Source organism: Micromonospora trifolii (genome assembly GCF_050516465.1).
Taxonomy (GTDB): domain Bacteria; phylum Actinomycetota; class Actinomycetes; order Mycobacteriales; family Micromonosporaceae; genus Micromonospora; species Micromonospora trifolii.
Window position 1 is genome coordinate 3,946,329 of record NZ_CP191526.1, and the last position, 14,002, is coordinate 3,960,330.

At 70.4% G+C, this 14,002-nt stretch carries 12 protein-coding genes; 4 read left to right on the forward strand and 8 right to left on the reverse strand.

Going from position 1 to position 14,002, the window contains the following annotated elements:
* Positions 1–16: 16 nt before the first annotated feature.
* Genes sufC through ACQRWP_RS18250 form a run of 5 tightly spaced genes read right to left on the reverse strand, consistent with a single transcriptional unit; the run spans position 17 to position 4,546 of the window.
* The gene (gene sufC / locus ACQRWP_RS18230; RefSeq protein WP_410816029.1) at positions 17–790 is read right to left on the reverse strand and encodes a Fe-S cluster assembly ATPase SufC; all 774 of its coding nucleotides are present in this window, start codon (positions 788–790) and stop codon (positions 17–19) included.
* A complete protein-coding gene (locus ACQRWP_RS18235) occupies positions 790–1,116 on the reverse strand; it encodes a non-heme iron oxygenase ferredoxin subunit (protein ID WP_091403693.1) in 327 nt (108 codons plus the stop codon). The genes sufC and ACQRWP_RS18235 overlap by 1 nt, the downstream gene beginning before the upstream one ends.
* Entirely contained in the window at positions 1,116–2,261 is a 1,146-nt protein-coding gene (sufD, locus tag ACQRWP_RS18240) for a Fe-S cluster assembly protein SufD (RefSeq protein WP_430496340.1), read from the reverse strand. The genes ACQRWP_RS18235 and sufD overlap by 1 nt, the downstream gene beginning before the upstream one ends.
* 57 nt (positions 2,262–2,318) lie before the next feature.
* Positions 2,319–3,749, reverse strand: coding sequence for a Fe-S cluster assembly protein SufB (gene sufB / locus ACQRWP_RS18245; protein ID WP_091403689.1), 1,431 nt, complete (start codon positions 3,747–3,749; stop codon positions 2,319–2,321).
* Positions 3,746–4,546: a helix-turn-helix transcriptional regulator gene (locus tag ACQRWP_RS18250; RefSeq protein WP_430496343.1), complete on the reverse strand. Its 801-nt coding sequence runs from the start codon at positions 4,544–4,546 to the stop codon at positions 3,746–3,748. The genes sufB and ACQRWP_RS18250 overlap by 4 nt, the downstream gene beginning before the upstream one ends.
* Before the next feature lie 98 nt (positions 4,547–4,644).
* On the opposite strand from ACQRWP_RS18250, the gene ACQRWP_RS18255 reads away from it, so the two are divergent.
* Entirely contained in the window at positions 4,645–5,610 is a 966-nt protein-coding gene (locus ACQRWP_RS18255; RefSeq protein WP_430496345.1) for a COX15/CtaA family protein, read from the forward strand.
* A gap of 414 nt (positions 5,611–6,024) precedes the next feature.
* On the opposite strand, the gene ACQRWP_RS18260 is transcribed toward ACQRWP_RS18255, so the two are convergent.
* The 3 genes from ACQRWP_RS18260 to ACQRWP_RS18270 all read right to left on the reverse strand — a co-directional run bounded on the left by ACQRWP_RS18260 (position 6,025) and on the right by ACQRWP_RS18270 (position 8,687).
* On the reverse strand, positions 6,025–6,945 hold the full coding sequence (locus tag ACQRWP_RS18260) for an ATP-grasp domain-containing protein (protein WP_430496347.1): 921 nt from the start codon (positions 6,943–6,945) through the stop codon (positions 6,025–6,027).
* Between the two features lie 13 nt (positions 6,946–6,958).
* A complete protein-coding gene (locus tag ACQRWP_RS18265; RefSeq protein WP_430496349.1) occupies positions 6,959–7,294 on the reverse strand; it encodes a hypothetical protein in 336 nt (111 codons plus the stop codon).
* A gap of 439 nt (positions 7,295–7,733) precedes the next feature.
* The gene (locus ACQRWP_RS18270; RefSeq protein ID WP_410816021.1) at positions 7,734–8,687 is read right to left on the reverse strand and encodes a heme o synthase; all 954 of its coding nucleotides are present in this window, start codon (positions 8,685–8,687) and stop codon (positions 7,734–7,736) included.
* Positions 8,688–8,953: 266 nt separating this feature from the next.
* Here ACQRWP_RS18270 and tkt point away from each other — a divergent pair, with 266 nt between their 5' ends.
* The 3 genes from tkt to ACQRWP_RS18285 all read left to right on the forward strand — a co-directional run bounded on the left by tkt (position 8,954) and on the right by ACQRWP_RS18285 (position 14,000).
* Entirely contained in the window at positions 8,954–11,092 is a 2,139-nt protein-coding gene (gene tkt, locus ACQRWP_RS18275; protein ID WP_430496351.1) for a transketolase, read from the forward strand.
* Between the two features lie 15 nt (positions 11,093–11,107).
* Positions 11,108–12,283, forward strand: coding sequence for a transaldolase (gene tal, locus ACQRWP_RS18280; RefSeq protein ID WP_430496353.1), 1,176 nt, complete (start codon positions 11,108–11,110; stop codon positions 12,281–12,283).
* Between the two features lie 67 nt (positions 12,284–12,350).
* Entirely contained in the window at positions 12,351–14,000 is a 1,650-nt protein-coding gene (locus ACQRWP_RS18285; RefSeq protein ID WP_430496355.1) for a glucose-6-phosphate isomerase, read from the forward strand.
* Positions 14,001–14,002: the final 2 nt, after the last annotated feature.

Here is a 14,002-nt window from a genome sequence, read left to right on the forward strand (position 1 = left end):
GCAGCGCCTCTCCCGCTCAGGCCTTGGCCGTGCCGGCCCCGGCGGCGTACCGCTCGTAGCCCTCGGCCTCGAGCTTGTCGGCCAGCTCCGGGCCGCCCTGCTCCACGATCCGGCCGGCGATGAACACGTGCACGAAGTCCGGCTTGATGTAGCGCAGGATCCGCGTGTAGTGGGTGATCAGCAGCACGCCGGTGTCACCGTTGTCGCGGACCCGGTTGACGCCCCCGCTGACCACGCGCAGCGCGTCCACGTCGAGACCGGAGTCGGTCTCGTCGAGGATGGCGATCTTCGGCTTGAGCAGCTCCAGCTGGACGATCTCGTGCCGCTTCTTCTCACCACCGGAGAAGCCCTCGTTGACGTTGCGCTGGGCGAACGCCGGGTCCATCTGGAGGCGCTCCATCGCGCCGCGCAGCTCGCCGCCCCAGGTACGGAGCTTCGGCGCCTCGCCGTCGATGGCGGTCTTCGCGGTCCGCAGGAAGTTCGCGACCGAGACGCCGGGCACCTCGACCGGGTACTGCATGGCCAGGAAGAGGCCGGCGCGGGCGCGCTCGTCGACCGTCATGGCCAGCACGTCCTCGCCGTCGAGGGTCACCGTGCCACCGGTGATCTCGTACTTGGGGTGACCGGCGATCGAGTACGCCAGGGTGGACTTGCCGGAACCGTTCGGGCCCATGATCGCGTGGGTCTCGCCCGACTTCACGGTCAGGTCGACGCCGGCCAGGATCGGCTTGAGCTCACCCTCGGGCAGCTTGACCGACACCTTCAGGTCGCGGATCTCCAGGGTGCTCATTATCGGGTCACTCCATTACTCGGCGTCAGGCTGAGGTAGATGTCGCCGTCGCGGACTTCGACGGGGTAGACGGGGACGGGTTCGGTGGCGGGCAGGCCGGTCGGCTCCCCGGTGCGCAGGTCGAAGCGCGAGCCGTGCAGCCAACACTCGAGCGTGCAGCCATCGACCTCACCCTCGGAGAGCGCGACCGAGGCGTGCGAGCACTCGTCGTACGCGGCGTAGAAGCCGCCGTCCTCGCCGTGCACCAGGGCGATCGGCGTGCCGTCGACGTCCGCGCTGATCGCGGTGCCCTTCGGCACGTCCTCGGTGGAGCAGATGCGGATCATCAAGCGCCCGCCTTGGTCAGCCGGGCCTCGATCGCGTCGCCGAGGCTCTCGCGCAGCGACTCCACCGGGATCTTGTTGATCAGCTCGGCGAAGAAACCACGCACCACCAGCCGGCGGGCCTCACTCTCCGGAATGCCACGGGCCATCAGGTAGAACAACTGCTCGTCATCGAAGCGGCCGGTCGCGCTGGCGTGGCCGGCGCCGGCGATCTCGCCGGTCTCGATCTCCAGATTGGGTACGGAGTCCGCCCGTGCGCCGTCGGTGAGCAGCAGGTTCCGGTTGATCTCGTACGTGTCGGTGCCGGTCGCCTCGGCCCGGATGAGCACGTCGCCCACCCAGACGGTGTGCGCGCTCTCGCCCTGCAGGGCGCCCCGGTAGCCGACGTAGCTGCGGCAGTCCGGGACGCTGTGGTCGACCAGCTGCCGGTGCTCCAGGTGCTGGCCCGAGTCGGCGAAGTACACGCCGTACAGCTCGGCCTCGCCACCGCGCCCGGTGTATTCCACGCTGGTGAACTGCCGGACCAGGTCGCCACCCAGGGAGACCTGGATGTGGATGACCCTGGCGTCCCGGCCCAGCTTGATCTTCAGGTGCTGGGCCTGGACCGCGTCGTCGGCCCAGTCGGCGACCGTGACCAGCGTCAGCTTCGCGCCGTCGGCCACGGCCACCTCGACGTTGTCGGCCAGGGTGGCCGACCCGACGTGCTCCAGCACCACTGTCGCCTCGGCGAACCGGCCCACCTCGACGAAGGTGTGACCGAACGCCGGCTGCTCGACGCCCTCGCCGACCACCCGCAGCCGCACCGCCTCGCCGAGTACCACGTCGGGGGCCACCCGCAGGAGCAGGGCGTCCGCGGCCGCACCGTAGGCCAGCGCGCTGACCCGGTCGACCGGGGTCAGCACGCTGCCGACCCGCTCGTCGTCACGGCCGACCCGGGTGATGGCGACGCCCTCGGGCAGGTCACCGTACTCGTGTCGGACCGCGCCGGCCGCGGCCGGCGCCTCACTGGTCAGGCCGCGGAGGCGCTTGAGCGGGGTGAAACGCCACTCCTCCTCCAGGCCGGTGAGGGCCGGGAAGTCGGCGACGTCGTACGAGCGCAGCGCCTGCGACTTGGTGCTGGGCGGCGGCGCGGAAGCCTGGGTAGTCATTTCTTCCTTGGTCTGTTCTACGACGACGGTGTCAGGTGCTCGGTGGGGCGGGCGGCGTCAGCCGACCGCGCCCTCCATCTGAAGCTCGATCAGGCGGTTGAGCTCCAGGGCGTACTCCATCGGGAGCTCCTTGGCGATCGGCTCGATGAAGCCGCGCACGATCATGGCCATCGCCTCGTCCTCGCTCAGGCCCCGGCTCATCAGGTAGAAGAGCTGGTCGTCGCTGATCTTGGAGACGGTCGCCTCGTGCCCCATCGACACGTCGTCCTCGCGGATGTCGACGTACGGGTAGGTGTCCGAGCGGGAGATGGTGTCGACCAGCAGCGCGTCGCACTTGACCGTGCTCCGGCTGTGGTGCGAACCCTCCAGCACCTGCACCAGACCCCGGTACGAGGTGCGGCCGCCGCCACGGGCGATCGACTTCGACACGATGGTCGAGGAGGTGTGCGGCGCGGCGTGCACCATCTTGGCGCCGGCGTCCTGGTGCTGACCCTCGCCGGCCATCGCCACCGAGAGCACCTCGCCCTTGGCGTGCTCGCCGGTCATGTAGACCGCCGGGTACTTCATGGTCACCTTGGAGCCGATGTTGCCGTCGACCCACTCCATGGTCGCGCCCTCGTGGCAGACGGCGCGCTTGGTGACCAGGTTGTAGACGTTGTTCGACCAGTTCTGGATGGTCGTGTAGCGGCAACGCGCGTTCTTCTTCACGATGATCTCCACGACCGCGCTGTGCAGCGAGTCGGAGGAGTAGAGCGGCGCGGTGCAGCCCTCGACGTAGTGCACGTACGCACCCTCGTCGACGATGATCAGCGTCCGCTCGAACTGGCCCATGTTCTCCGTGTTGATCCGGAAGTAGGCCTGCAGCGGGATCTCGACCTGCACGCCCTTCGGCACGTAGATGAACGAGCCACCGGACCACACCGAGGTGTTCAGGGCGGCGAACTTGTTGTCGCCGACCGGGATCACCGTGCCGAAGTACTCCTTGAAGACGTCCTCGTGCTCGCGCAGCGCCGTGTCGGTGTCCAGGAAGAGGACGCCCTGCTCCTCAAGGTCCTCGCGGATCTTGTGGTAGACGACCTCCGACTCGTACTGCGCCGCGACACCGGCGACCAGCCGCTGCTTCTCCGCCTCCGGGATGCCCAGCCGGTCGTAGGTGTTCTTGATGTCCTCGGGCAGGTCCTCCCAGCTGGTGGCCTGCTTCTCGGTCGACCGCACGAAGTATTTGATGTTGTCGAAGTCGATCCCGGTGAGGTCCGCGCCCCAGGCCGGCATCGGCTTACGGCCGAACAGCCGCAGGCCCTTCAGCCGCAGGTCGAGCATCCACGCCGGCTCGTTCTTCTTGGCCGAGATGTCCCGCACCACCGCCTCGTTGATGCCGCGCTGGGCGACCGCCCCGGCGGCGTCCGGGTCGGACCAGCCGTACTCGTACCGGCCCAGGGCGGCGAGCTGCTCTTCCTGGGTCAGGGGCTGGACGATCTGCTCGGTCATCTATCTGTCCTCACAGTGGTTACGGGATTACCGGATTGAGCGCGGCCCGGCTGGGTCGGGATGTGCGTGGTGCACACCCCGTCGCCGTGCGCGATGGTGGCCAGACGCTGCACGTGGGTGCCGACCAGACGGGAGATGACCGCGGTCTCGGCCTCGCACAGCTGAGGAAACTCGGCGGCCACGTGCGCCACCGGGCAGTGGTGCTGACAGAGCTGGCCGCCGGAGGCGATCGTGGTCGCATTGGCAGCGTAACCCTCGCCGGTGAGCGCTGCGGCGAGTGCCTCGGCTCGGGCGAGAGGGTCGTCGCCGGCGTCCTCCATGGCCGTCCGACAACGGGATTCGAGAGCGGACACCTGCTCGGTGGCGAACGCCTCGACCGCGTCCGAACCGCCGCTGCGGGCGATCCAGCGCAGCGCGGCGGTGGCCATGTTGTCGTAGTGGTGTGTGCCACAGCGGACCCGGGCGGCCTCGGTCAACAGGAACACCTTGGCCGGGCGCCCCCGACCGCGACTGCCCTGCACGGGCTGCTCGCGGGCGTAGACGTCACCTTCCGCGAGCATCGCGTCGAGGTGCCGGCGGATCGCCGCCGGGCTGAGCCCGAGCGCCGCGCCAAGCTGCGCGGCGGTGGTGGCACCCTGCTCCAGCAGCAACTGAGTGACCCGATCCCGGGTGGAGACCTCGGCGGCCGCCGGCCCGGCGAGGCCGGCCGACGTGGTCACGGCAGGCGCGGAGGCAGGCGTACCGAGGGCCGGTACGGCCGTCGGTTGGTGCCCGGAGAGCGCCGCCGCGTTTTTCACAACGCCAACGTTACGTAATTACCCGGAGGGTCGCAAACCTGGGCCCCGGTGATCCCAACCACCGAGTCAACGGAGTCGGACGAACCTCGATCACTACGGTGCGTAGGATTTGCGCCGTGAACCGAATCGTCCGTCCGGTCTCCGGCATCCTGCTGCGCCGCCTCGCGCTCGCCTCGATCATCGCGAACGTGGGCATCGTCGTCACCGGCGGGGCCGTCCGGTTGACCGCCTCGGGCCTCGGCTGCCCCACCTGGCCCCGGTGCACCGACGATTCCTACGTCACCACGCCCGAGATGGGCGTGTACGGCGTGATCGAGTTCAGCAACCGGATGCTGACCTTCGCGGTGGGTCTCATCGCGCTGGCCACCGTGCTCGCCGTACTGCTGCACCGGCCCCGCCGACCCGGGCTCCTCGCACTGGCCGTGGCGGTCTTCCTGGGCATCCCCGCCCAGGCGGTGATCGGTGGCGTCACCGTGCTGACCAACCTCAACCCGTGGGTGGTCGGGCTGCACTTCCTCGCCTCGATGGCGGTGATCGCCGCCGCGTACGCCCTCTGGCGACGCATCGGCGACCCCGACGGCCCGACCGTGGCCGCGGTGCCCGCACCGCTGCGCGCGCTGGCCCGGGTCACCACCGGCGTCACCGTCGCCGTGCTGGTCGTCGGCACCTGGGTCACCGGCAGCGGCCCCCACGCCGGCGACCACGGCGCCGCCCGCAACGGGCTCGACCCGGAGACGATCTCGCAGGTGCACGCCGACGGGGTCTTCCTGCTGATCGGTCTCTCGGTGGCGCTGATCTTCGCGTTCCGCGCCGTCGGCGCGCAGCGGGCCACCCGCGCCGCGATCATCCTGGTCGCCGTGGAGTTGGGTCAGGGCCTGATCGGCTTCGTGCAGTACTTCACCCACGTACCGGCGCTCCTGGTCGGCGCGCACATGCTCGGCTCCTGCCTGGTGCTGCTGGCCGCCCTGTCGGTGCAGTGGTCCACCCGGGAACGCCGCCCGGTCACGCCGGCCCCCCAGGCCACCCCGACCGACGCCGCCGCCCCGGTACCAGCCACCGCCTGACCGCCTGACCGCCTGACCGCCAGGCTGCCCTGCGCCCCGCGCCCCGCGCCCCGCAGCCCGCGCCCCGCGCGCAACACCCCCGATGTTGCTGCCTCCGACACGCGAGAGACAGCAGCATCCCTGATATTGCGCGGATCTTGACGACGAACACCGCCCCCGCAGAGACCGGGACCCAGGCTCGGGCGCCCACGGCCGCCAAGATCGCGCTCAAACCAGGATGTAGTGGCCACGAAACGCCAGGAAGCCACTACAACCAGGATGTCGCGCGATCTTGACGGCGGCGGGGGACGCGCGGCGGCACGGATGCACCGCGACACGGCGAGCGCACCGCGGCGCGGCGGGCGCGCGGTGGCACGGACGCACCGCGAGCACGGTCCGCGCCGGCGGGCAGCGGGAGGGCGCTCGTTGTGGGGGTCAGGCGTTGCGGGCCAGGTGGGTGGTGATCGCCGTGGCGAGGCGGTCGGGGGCTCCGTCCGCGTACCCGATGAAGAGCGACGGCTCGGTCAGCTCCAGCTCGACCAGGACCGGCTCGCCGTCCGGGCCGGGGATCAGGTCGACCCGGGCGTAGAGCAGCTGTCGGGTGCCGCCGGGCACCATCGCGAGGGTCTGCTCGGCCACCGCCAGCTGTTCGGGGCGGGCGGTGCGGGCGGTGATCTCTTCGGCCTTGTAGAGCCCGTCCGGGCCGAGGTCCGGCCCGGACAGCATCGGACCCTTGCGGATCGCGTGGCTGAACGCGAGCCCCTCCGGGCCGGCCAGGAAGAGCAGAGCCGTCTCGCCCTCGGTGTCGACGGCACGCAGGTACGGCTGGACCATGGTGACCCGGCCGGCCTCGGAGAGCCGTCGAACGTGTGCGGCGGCCAGGTCCCGGTGTTCCGGGTCGGCCAGGTCGTACCGGCCGGTGTCCTGGCTGCCGGCACTGACCGCGGGCTTGAGCACGTACTCGCCGGTCTCGGCGGGCAGCTGCCAGCTCTCCCCCGGCCCAATCCACGACGTCGGCACGGTCGGCACCCCCGCGGCGCTCAGCTCGGCGAGGTAGCGCTTGTCGGTGTTCCAGCGGACCACGTCGGCCGGGTTGACCAGCGTCGGCACGGTGGCCGTCCAGGACACGAACTCGTCGCGGCGTAGCGCGTAGTCCCAGGGTGAGCGGAGCACGACCAGGTCGTAGGACGACCAGTCGACGTCGGGGTCGTCCCAGATGACGGTCTGGACGGCGACGCCACGGGCGGCGAGCGGGGCGAGGACCAGCCGGTCGTCCGGATCGAGGTCGGCCAGGTCGGAGCAGGTGACGAGAGCGACCCGGGGTTCCCCCCGGGTCGACTGGTGATGTGTGGTCAATTCAGCTGTCTATTCAGCGGGCCATCGTGCGGCGAGCCATCGACCGCCAGAGGTCGTTGCTCGGACGCATCTGGTCCATCAGTTCACGCTCCCAGGCGTTCTCGACGGTGACTCCCGCCTTGGCGCACGCCTCCCGGGCGGTGACGGTGTCGTCGGCGAACTGGTCGCCCCACTCGCCGTCGGAACCCACCAGGACGATCCGCGCGCCACGCTTGCCGACGTACTCGATGACCGCCTTCGCACCGCCGTGTCCGGCCGCGAACGCCTTGAGGCCCGCGACCAGGCTTTGGGGCGTCTGCTCGCCGGCGGTCTGCTCGGCCGTCAGCGTCGTATCGGAACCATCTGCCATGACGCGAAGCCTAAGCAGAGTTGCACCCCGTCGTGCGAGAACCATGAACCTTTTGTGATGCCAATTACCTACAGGTTTAAGGACGACCACAGGTTTGCTGTCCGTTTATTTACGGACTTTTACGCTCAAAGCACGTCGGCAAATCGCTCCCGAACCGCCCCGAGTTGAGCCGATCCGACTCATGCCGAAAGTTACTCTGATGTGACGTTAAACCCGGACAACTCATCCACGTCCATGATTAGTCAGTAGATCATCGGCGGCATTCGCCGTCGAGCCGAGCCACGGTGCGATGGCTGACCGACAGCGCGAGAGTCGACGGTCCGAGCCGCGACGCGCAACGAAGCCGACAGCCAGCGGAGCCGACGGGCGAAGGCAGCCCGACGGGCGGAGGCCATCGCAGAGGGGACACGAAGGGCAGGGCCGGGCCGTACGGAACGGGTCAGATCAGCGCGTCGAGCGCGACGGCCACGAAGACGATCGTCAGGTACGTCGTCGACCAGTGGAACAGCCGCATCGGCTTGACCGCCTCGCCGCGCGTCGCGCGCCGGCAGAGCCGGTGTGCCTCGACCACGAAGATGGCCCCCACCACCAGGGTCGGCACCCCGTAGATCGCGCTGAGCCCCAGCGGCCAGACGGCCAGGGAGGTGAGCACTGTGAGCCAAGCGAAGATCAGGATCTCGGCGTTCACCCGGCGGACCGAGGCCACCACCGGCAGCATCGGGATGCCGGCCCGGGCGTAGTCGTCCTTGTACTTCATGGCGAGCGGGTAGAAGTGCGGCATCTGCCAGAAGAAGACCACCGCGAAGAGGCCCCAGGCGGCCGGTGCCAGCGAGCCGGTCACGGCCGCCCACCCGATCAGCACCGGCGCCGCCCCGCAGGCACCGCCCCAGAAGGTGTTCGTCGGGGTGGAGCGCTTGAGCCACAGGGTGTAGACGAGGTCGTAGTAGGCGATCGCGGCGAGGGTCAGCCCGGCGGCCAGCAGGTTGGTGAACGCCGCCATCAGGGCCACCGACACCGCCGCCAGCACCAGACCGAAGATCAACGCGCTTCGCGGCGACACCGTGTGCGCCGGCAGCGGCCGACGCTTGGTACGCCGCATCAACTGGTCGATGTCGCGGTCGATGTAGCAGTTGAGAACGCTGGCCGCGCCGGCGGCGAGCGAGCCGCCGATCAGCACGATGGCCATCAGCCACAGCGACGGCAGCCCGCCCTCGGCGAGCATCATCGCCGGGACGGTGGTGACCAGCAGCAACTCGACGATCCGCGGCTTGGTGAGCGCCACGTACGCCGAGAGGACAGCGCGTACGTCCCGCCGGGCCACCGGGCCCTCGGCCGCCCGCGCCGGGTGTTGCCCGGCCGGGTTGCTCGCGGGGCGCTCGGTGATCATGCTCACGGATTGCCACCTTCCGGCATCGGGCACGGGGAGATCGGATTGGTCGGGACCGCTCGGGTCCGCATACCGCCCCACACACTACGCGTCGTCGTTTTGGCTGCCCGGCCGACCCGACAACGGTGCGGGCCGTCACACCACCGGGTTGAACCGAGCATCCGGATGGTCACGTAGCGCACACCATGCACAGATCCCTGGGCGCACGTTTAGGGACGCTCGATAAGGTCATCGGTGAGGGTTCCGCCCATCTGCCGAGGAGCACAACCATCGTGGCTGTTAAACGACCCGAGCACTCCGCACTGAACTGGTCCGACCTCGATCGCCGGGCCGTAGACACCGTCCGCGTGCTGGCCATGGACGCCGTAGAAAAATCCGGCAACGGTCACCCGGGCACCGCGATGAGCCTCGCGCCCGCGGCGTACCTCCTCTTCAACCGCGTCATGCGGCACAACCCGGCCGACCCGAACTGGCCGGGCCGCGACCGGTTCGTCCTCTCCGCCGGGCATTCCAGCCTGACGCTCTACATCCAGCTGTTCCTCTCCGGTTACCCGCTGAGCCTGGAAGACCTCAAGTCGCTGCGGCAGTGGGGCTCGCAGACGCCGGGTCACCCCGAGCACGGGCACACGCCGGGCGTGGAGACCACCACCGGCCCGCTCGGGCAGGGTCTGGGCAACGCGGTCGGCATGGCCATGGCGGCCCGCCGCGAGCGCGGCCTGTTCGACCCCGAGGCGGAGCTCGGCGCGTCCGTCTTCGACCACGACATCTGGTGCATCGTCTCCGACGGTGACATCGAGGAGGGCATCAGCCACGAGGCCAGCTCCCTCGCCGGGCACCAGCAGCTGGGCAACCTCACGGTGATCTACGACGACAACGAGATCTCCATCGAGGACGACACCCGCATCGCCAAGAGCGAGGACGTGGCCGCCCGCTACGAGGCGTACGGCTGGCACGTGCAGACCGTCGACTGGCGCAGCGGGGACGCCGACCAGGGCGACTACCACGAGGACGCCGAGGCGCTGTACGCGGCGCTGGTGGCCGCCAAGGCGGAGACCGGCCGCCCCTCCTTCATCGCGCTGCGCACCATCATCGGCTGGCCCGCGCCCAATAAGCAGAACACCGGCAAGATCCACGGTTCGGCGCTCGGCGCCGACGAGGTGAAGGCCACCAAGCGGATCCTCGACTTCGACCCGGAGCAGACCTTCCAGGTCGACGAGGAGGTGCTCAGCCACGCCCGCACGGTGATGGGCCGCGGCTCCGACGCCCAGCAGGAATGGACCACCGCGTTCGACGCCTGGAAGAAGGCCAACCCGGAGCGCACCGCGCTCTACGAGCGGCTGGCTGGCAACGTACTCCCCGACGGCTGGACCGACGCGCTGCCGGTCTTCCCCGCGGACGCCAAGGGGGTGGCCACCCGGGCCGCCTCCGGCAAGGTGCTGGAGGCGCTCGCGCCGGTGCTCCCGGAGCTGTGGGGCGGCTCGGCCGACCTGGCCGAGAGCAACAACACCACAATGAAGGGCGAGCCGTCGTTCATCCCGGCCGCGCACGCCACCAAGGACTTCCCCGGCCACGAGTACGGCCGCACGCTGCACTTCGGCATCCGTGAGCACGCCATGGGCGCGATCCTCAACGGCATCGCCCTGCACGGTGGCACCCGCCCGTACGGCGGCACGTTCCTGGTCTTCAGCGACTACATGCGCCCGTCTGTCCGGCTGGCCGCGCTGATGAAGCTGCCGGTGACCTACGTCTGGACGCACGACTCGATCGGCCTCGGCGAGGACGGCCCGACCCACCAGCCGGTCGAGCACCTCACCGCGCTGCGCGCCATCCCGGGCCTGGACGTGGTCCGCCCGGCAGACGCCAACGAGACCGCCTGGGCCTGGCGTCTGGCGCTGGAGCACACCGACCGGCCCACCGCCATGGCGCTGAGCCGCCAGCCGCTGCCGACCCTGGACCGGAGCGTCCTGGGCAGCGCGGAGGGCGTCGCCAAGGGCGGCTACGTGCTGGCCGAGGCGTCCAACGGCAAGCCGCAGGTGATCATCGTCGGCACCGGTTCCGAGGTGCAGCTCTGCCTGACCGCCCGGGAGCGGCTGGAGGCCGACGGCACCCCGACCCGGGTCGTCTCGATGCCCTGCCAGGAGTGGTTCTACGAGCAGGATGAGGCGTACCGGGAGTCGGTGCTGCCACGCGGGGTAAAGGCACGGGTGAGCGTGGAGGCGGGCATCGCGATGTCCTGGCGCGGCGTCGTCGGTGACCTCGGCGAAAGCGTCAGCCTGGAGCACTACGGAGCGAGTGCCCCGCACACCGTGCTCTTCGAGCAGTTCGGGTTCACCGGTGACCGGATCGTGGCGGCGGCACACGCCTCGCTGGCCCGGGTGGGCGACATCACCGGTTTCACGACCGGCAACTGAGGGAGCGTGGACGGCATGACGGACAAGCTGAGTGAGCTCACCGCCGCAGGCGTGGCGGTGTGGCTCGACGATCTTTCCCGGGTACGACTGAGCTCCGGCGGGCTGGACCAGCTGCGCCGGGAGAAGCACGTGGCCGGTGTCACCACCAACCCGACGATCTTCGCCAAGGCCCTGAGCGACGCCGACGAGTACAACTGGCAGCTGCGCGACCTCGCCACCCGTGGCATCGAGGTCGAGGAGTCGGTGCGCATGCTCACCACCTACGACGTGCGGTGGGCCTGCGACGTGATGCGCCCGTCGTACGACGGCAGCGAGGGCGTGGACGGCCGGGTCTCCATCGAGGTGGACCCCCGGGTTGCGCACGACAGCGACCGGACGGTGGCCGAGGCCAAGGCCCTGTGGTGGCTGGTCGACCGCCCCAACCTCTTCATCAAGATCCCGGCCACCGAGGAGGGCCTGTCGGCGATCACCGACACGCTGGCCGAGGGGATCAGCGTCAACGTCACGCTGATCTTCGGTCTGGACCGCTACTCGGCGGTCATGGAGGCGTTCCTCACCGGTCTGGAGCAGGCCAAGGCCAACGGCCACGACCTGTCGAAAATCGGCTCGGTCGCGTCGTTCTTCGTCTCCCGGGTCGACTCCGAGGTCGACAAGAGGCTGGAGAAGGTCGGCTCCGACCAGGCGAAGGCCCTCAAGGGCAAGGCCGCCGTCGCCAACGCGCAGTTGGCGTACGAGCGCTACAGCGAGGTCTTCTCCTCCGACCGGTGGAAGGCGCTCGCCGCCGCCGGCGCGCACCCGCAGCGGCCGCTGTGGGCGTCCACCTCGACGAAGAACCCGGACTACCGGGACGTCATCTACGTCGAGGAGCTGATCGCCCCCGGCACGGTCAACACCATGCCGGAGTCGGTCATCCACGCGTACGCCGATCACGGCGAGACCCGCGGCGACACCATCACCGGCGCCTACGACGCGGCCCGGAAGGTCTTCGCCGACCTGGAGTCGGTCGGGGTGGACATGGACGACGTGATCGTCACCCTGGAGCGCGAGGGCGTGGAGAAGTTCGAGGCCAGCTGGCAGGAGCTGCTCGACGGGGTCCGCAAGTCGCTGGAGGCCGCGGCAAAGGGCAAGGGAGCGCCGAACAAGGCGGCCAAGGGCAACGCCAAGGCCGCCGAGAAGGCCGGTGGCGCATGAGCGAGCGAATCAGCAAGCTCAGTGCGAAGGCGCCTCATGACGGCACGCAGCGAAGCGGAGTGACGGCATGAGCGACCTACTTGCTGGGCCGGTGGAGGCAGCCGCCGGGCTCGCCGTGTACGGCGCGGACGCGGTCGACAAGGCCGCGCCCGCCTCGACCCGGGACGCGCTGGTCAAGGCCGGCGTACCGGGCAAGCTGGCGGGCAAGGACCCGAGCCTGTGGGGTCCGGACGCCGAGGCCGAGGCGAAGATCCGGCTGGGCTGGGTGGACACCCACCGGCGCAGCCGCGAGCTGCTCGTCCAGTTGGCCGAGCTGACCGCGGAGCTGGCCGACCTGGATCATGTGGTGCTCGCCGGCATGGGCGGCTCGTCGCTCGCGCCCGAGGTGATCACCCGGACGTTGGGTCGCCCGTTGACAGTGCTGGACACCACCGACCCGGGCCAGGTCCGGGCGGCGCTCGGTGACCGGCTGGAGCGCACCGTCGTGGTGGTGGCCAGCAAGTCCGGGTCGACGGTGGAGACCGACAGCCACCGGCGCGCGTACTGGCAGGCGTTCCTGGACGCCGGGATGACCGAGGCGGAGGCCGGCCGGCACTTCGTCATCGTCACCGACCCGGGTTCGCCCCTGGAGACCACCGCGGCCGAGATGGGCGCGTTCACAGTGCTCGCCGACCCGAACGTCGGCGGCCGCTACTCGGCGCTGACCGCGTTCGGTCTGGTGCCCTCGGCGCTGGCCGGGGTCGAGGTCGCGGAACTGCTCGACCAGGCCGACGCGCTGGCCACGTCGCTCGGCGCGGACCAGAACAACCCGGCGCTCGCGCTGGGCGCCGCCCTGGGTGCCGCGGCCACGCTGGCCCGGGACAAGGTCGCCCTGGTCTCCGACGGCACCGGCATCGACGGGCTCGGCGACTGGGCCGAGCAGCTGATCGCCGAGTCGACCGGCAAGGCCGGGGTGGGCATCCTGCCGGTGGTCGTGGAGTCCCCGCAGAGCCCCGGCGCCACCGGCGCGGACGTGCTGACGGTCAGCTACGGCGGCGCGCTGGCCCCCGGTGACATGCCGGGCGGCGGCGCCACCCCGGACGTGGCCGTCAACGGCCCGCTCGGCGCGCAGTTCCTGGCCTGGGAGTACGCCACCGCGGTGGCCGGCGTGGTGCTCGGCATCGACCCGTTCAACCAGCCGAACGTGACCGAGTCCAAGGAGAACACCAACAAGATCCTGGCCTCGGGCCTGCCGGCGGAGACGCCGTCGTTCACCGAGGGCGCGATCGAGGTGTACGCCCCGCAGGGCGCCCCCGGGGACCTGGCCGGTGTGCTGCGCTGGCTGCTCGACGGGCTGGGCGACGACGGTTACCTCGCGGTGATGGCGTACCTCGACCGGTTCGCCGACGCCGACACGGCCCGGCTTCGGTCGCTGCTGGCTCAGGCGGGCGGCCGGCCGGTCACCTTCGGTTGGGGTCCGCGGTTCCTGCACTCGACGGGCCAGTACCACAAGGGCGGTCCGCAGGTGGGCAGCTACCTCCAGGTGACCGGCGCGGTCGCCGAGGACCTGGCGGTGCCCGGCAAGCCGTACACCTTCGGTGAGTTGCAGGCGGCGCAGGCCGCCGGGGACCGGCAGGCTCTCGCCGGTCGGGAGCGGCCGCTGCTGCGGTTGCACCTGACCGACCGGGCCGCCGGTGTCGCCCAACTACTGGACGCGGCCGGTGATCTGCGGGCGTGAGG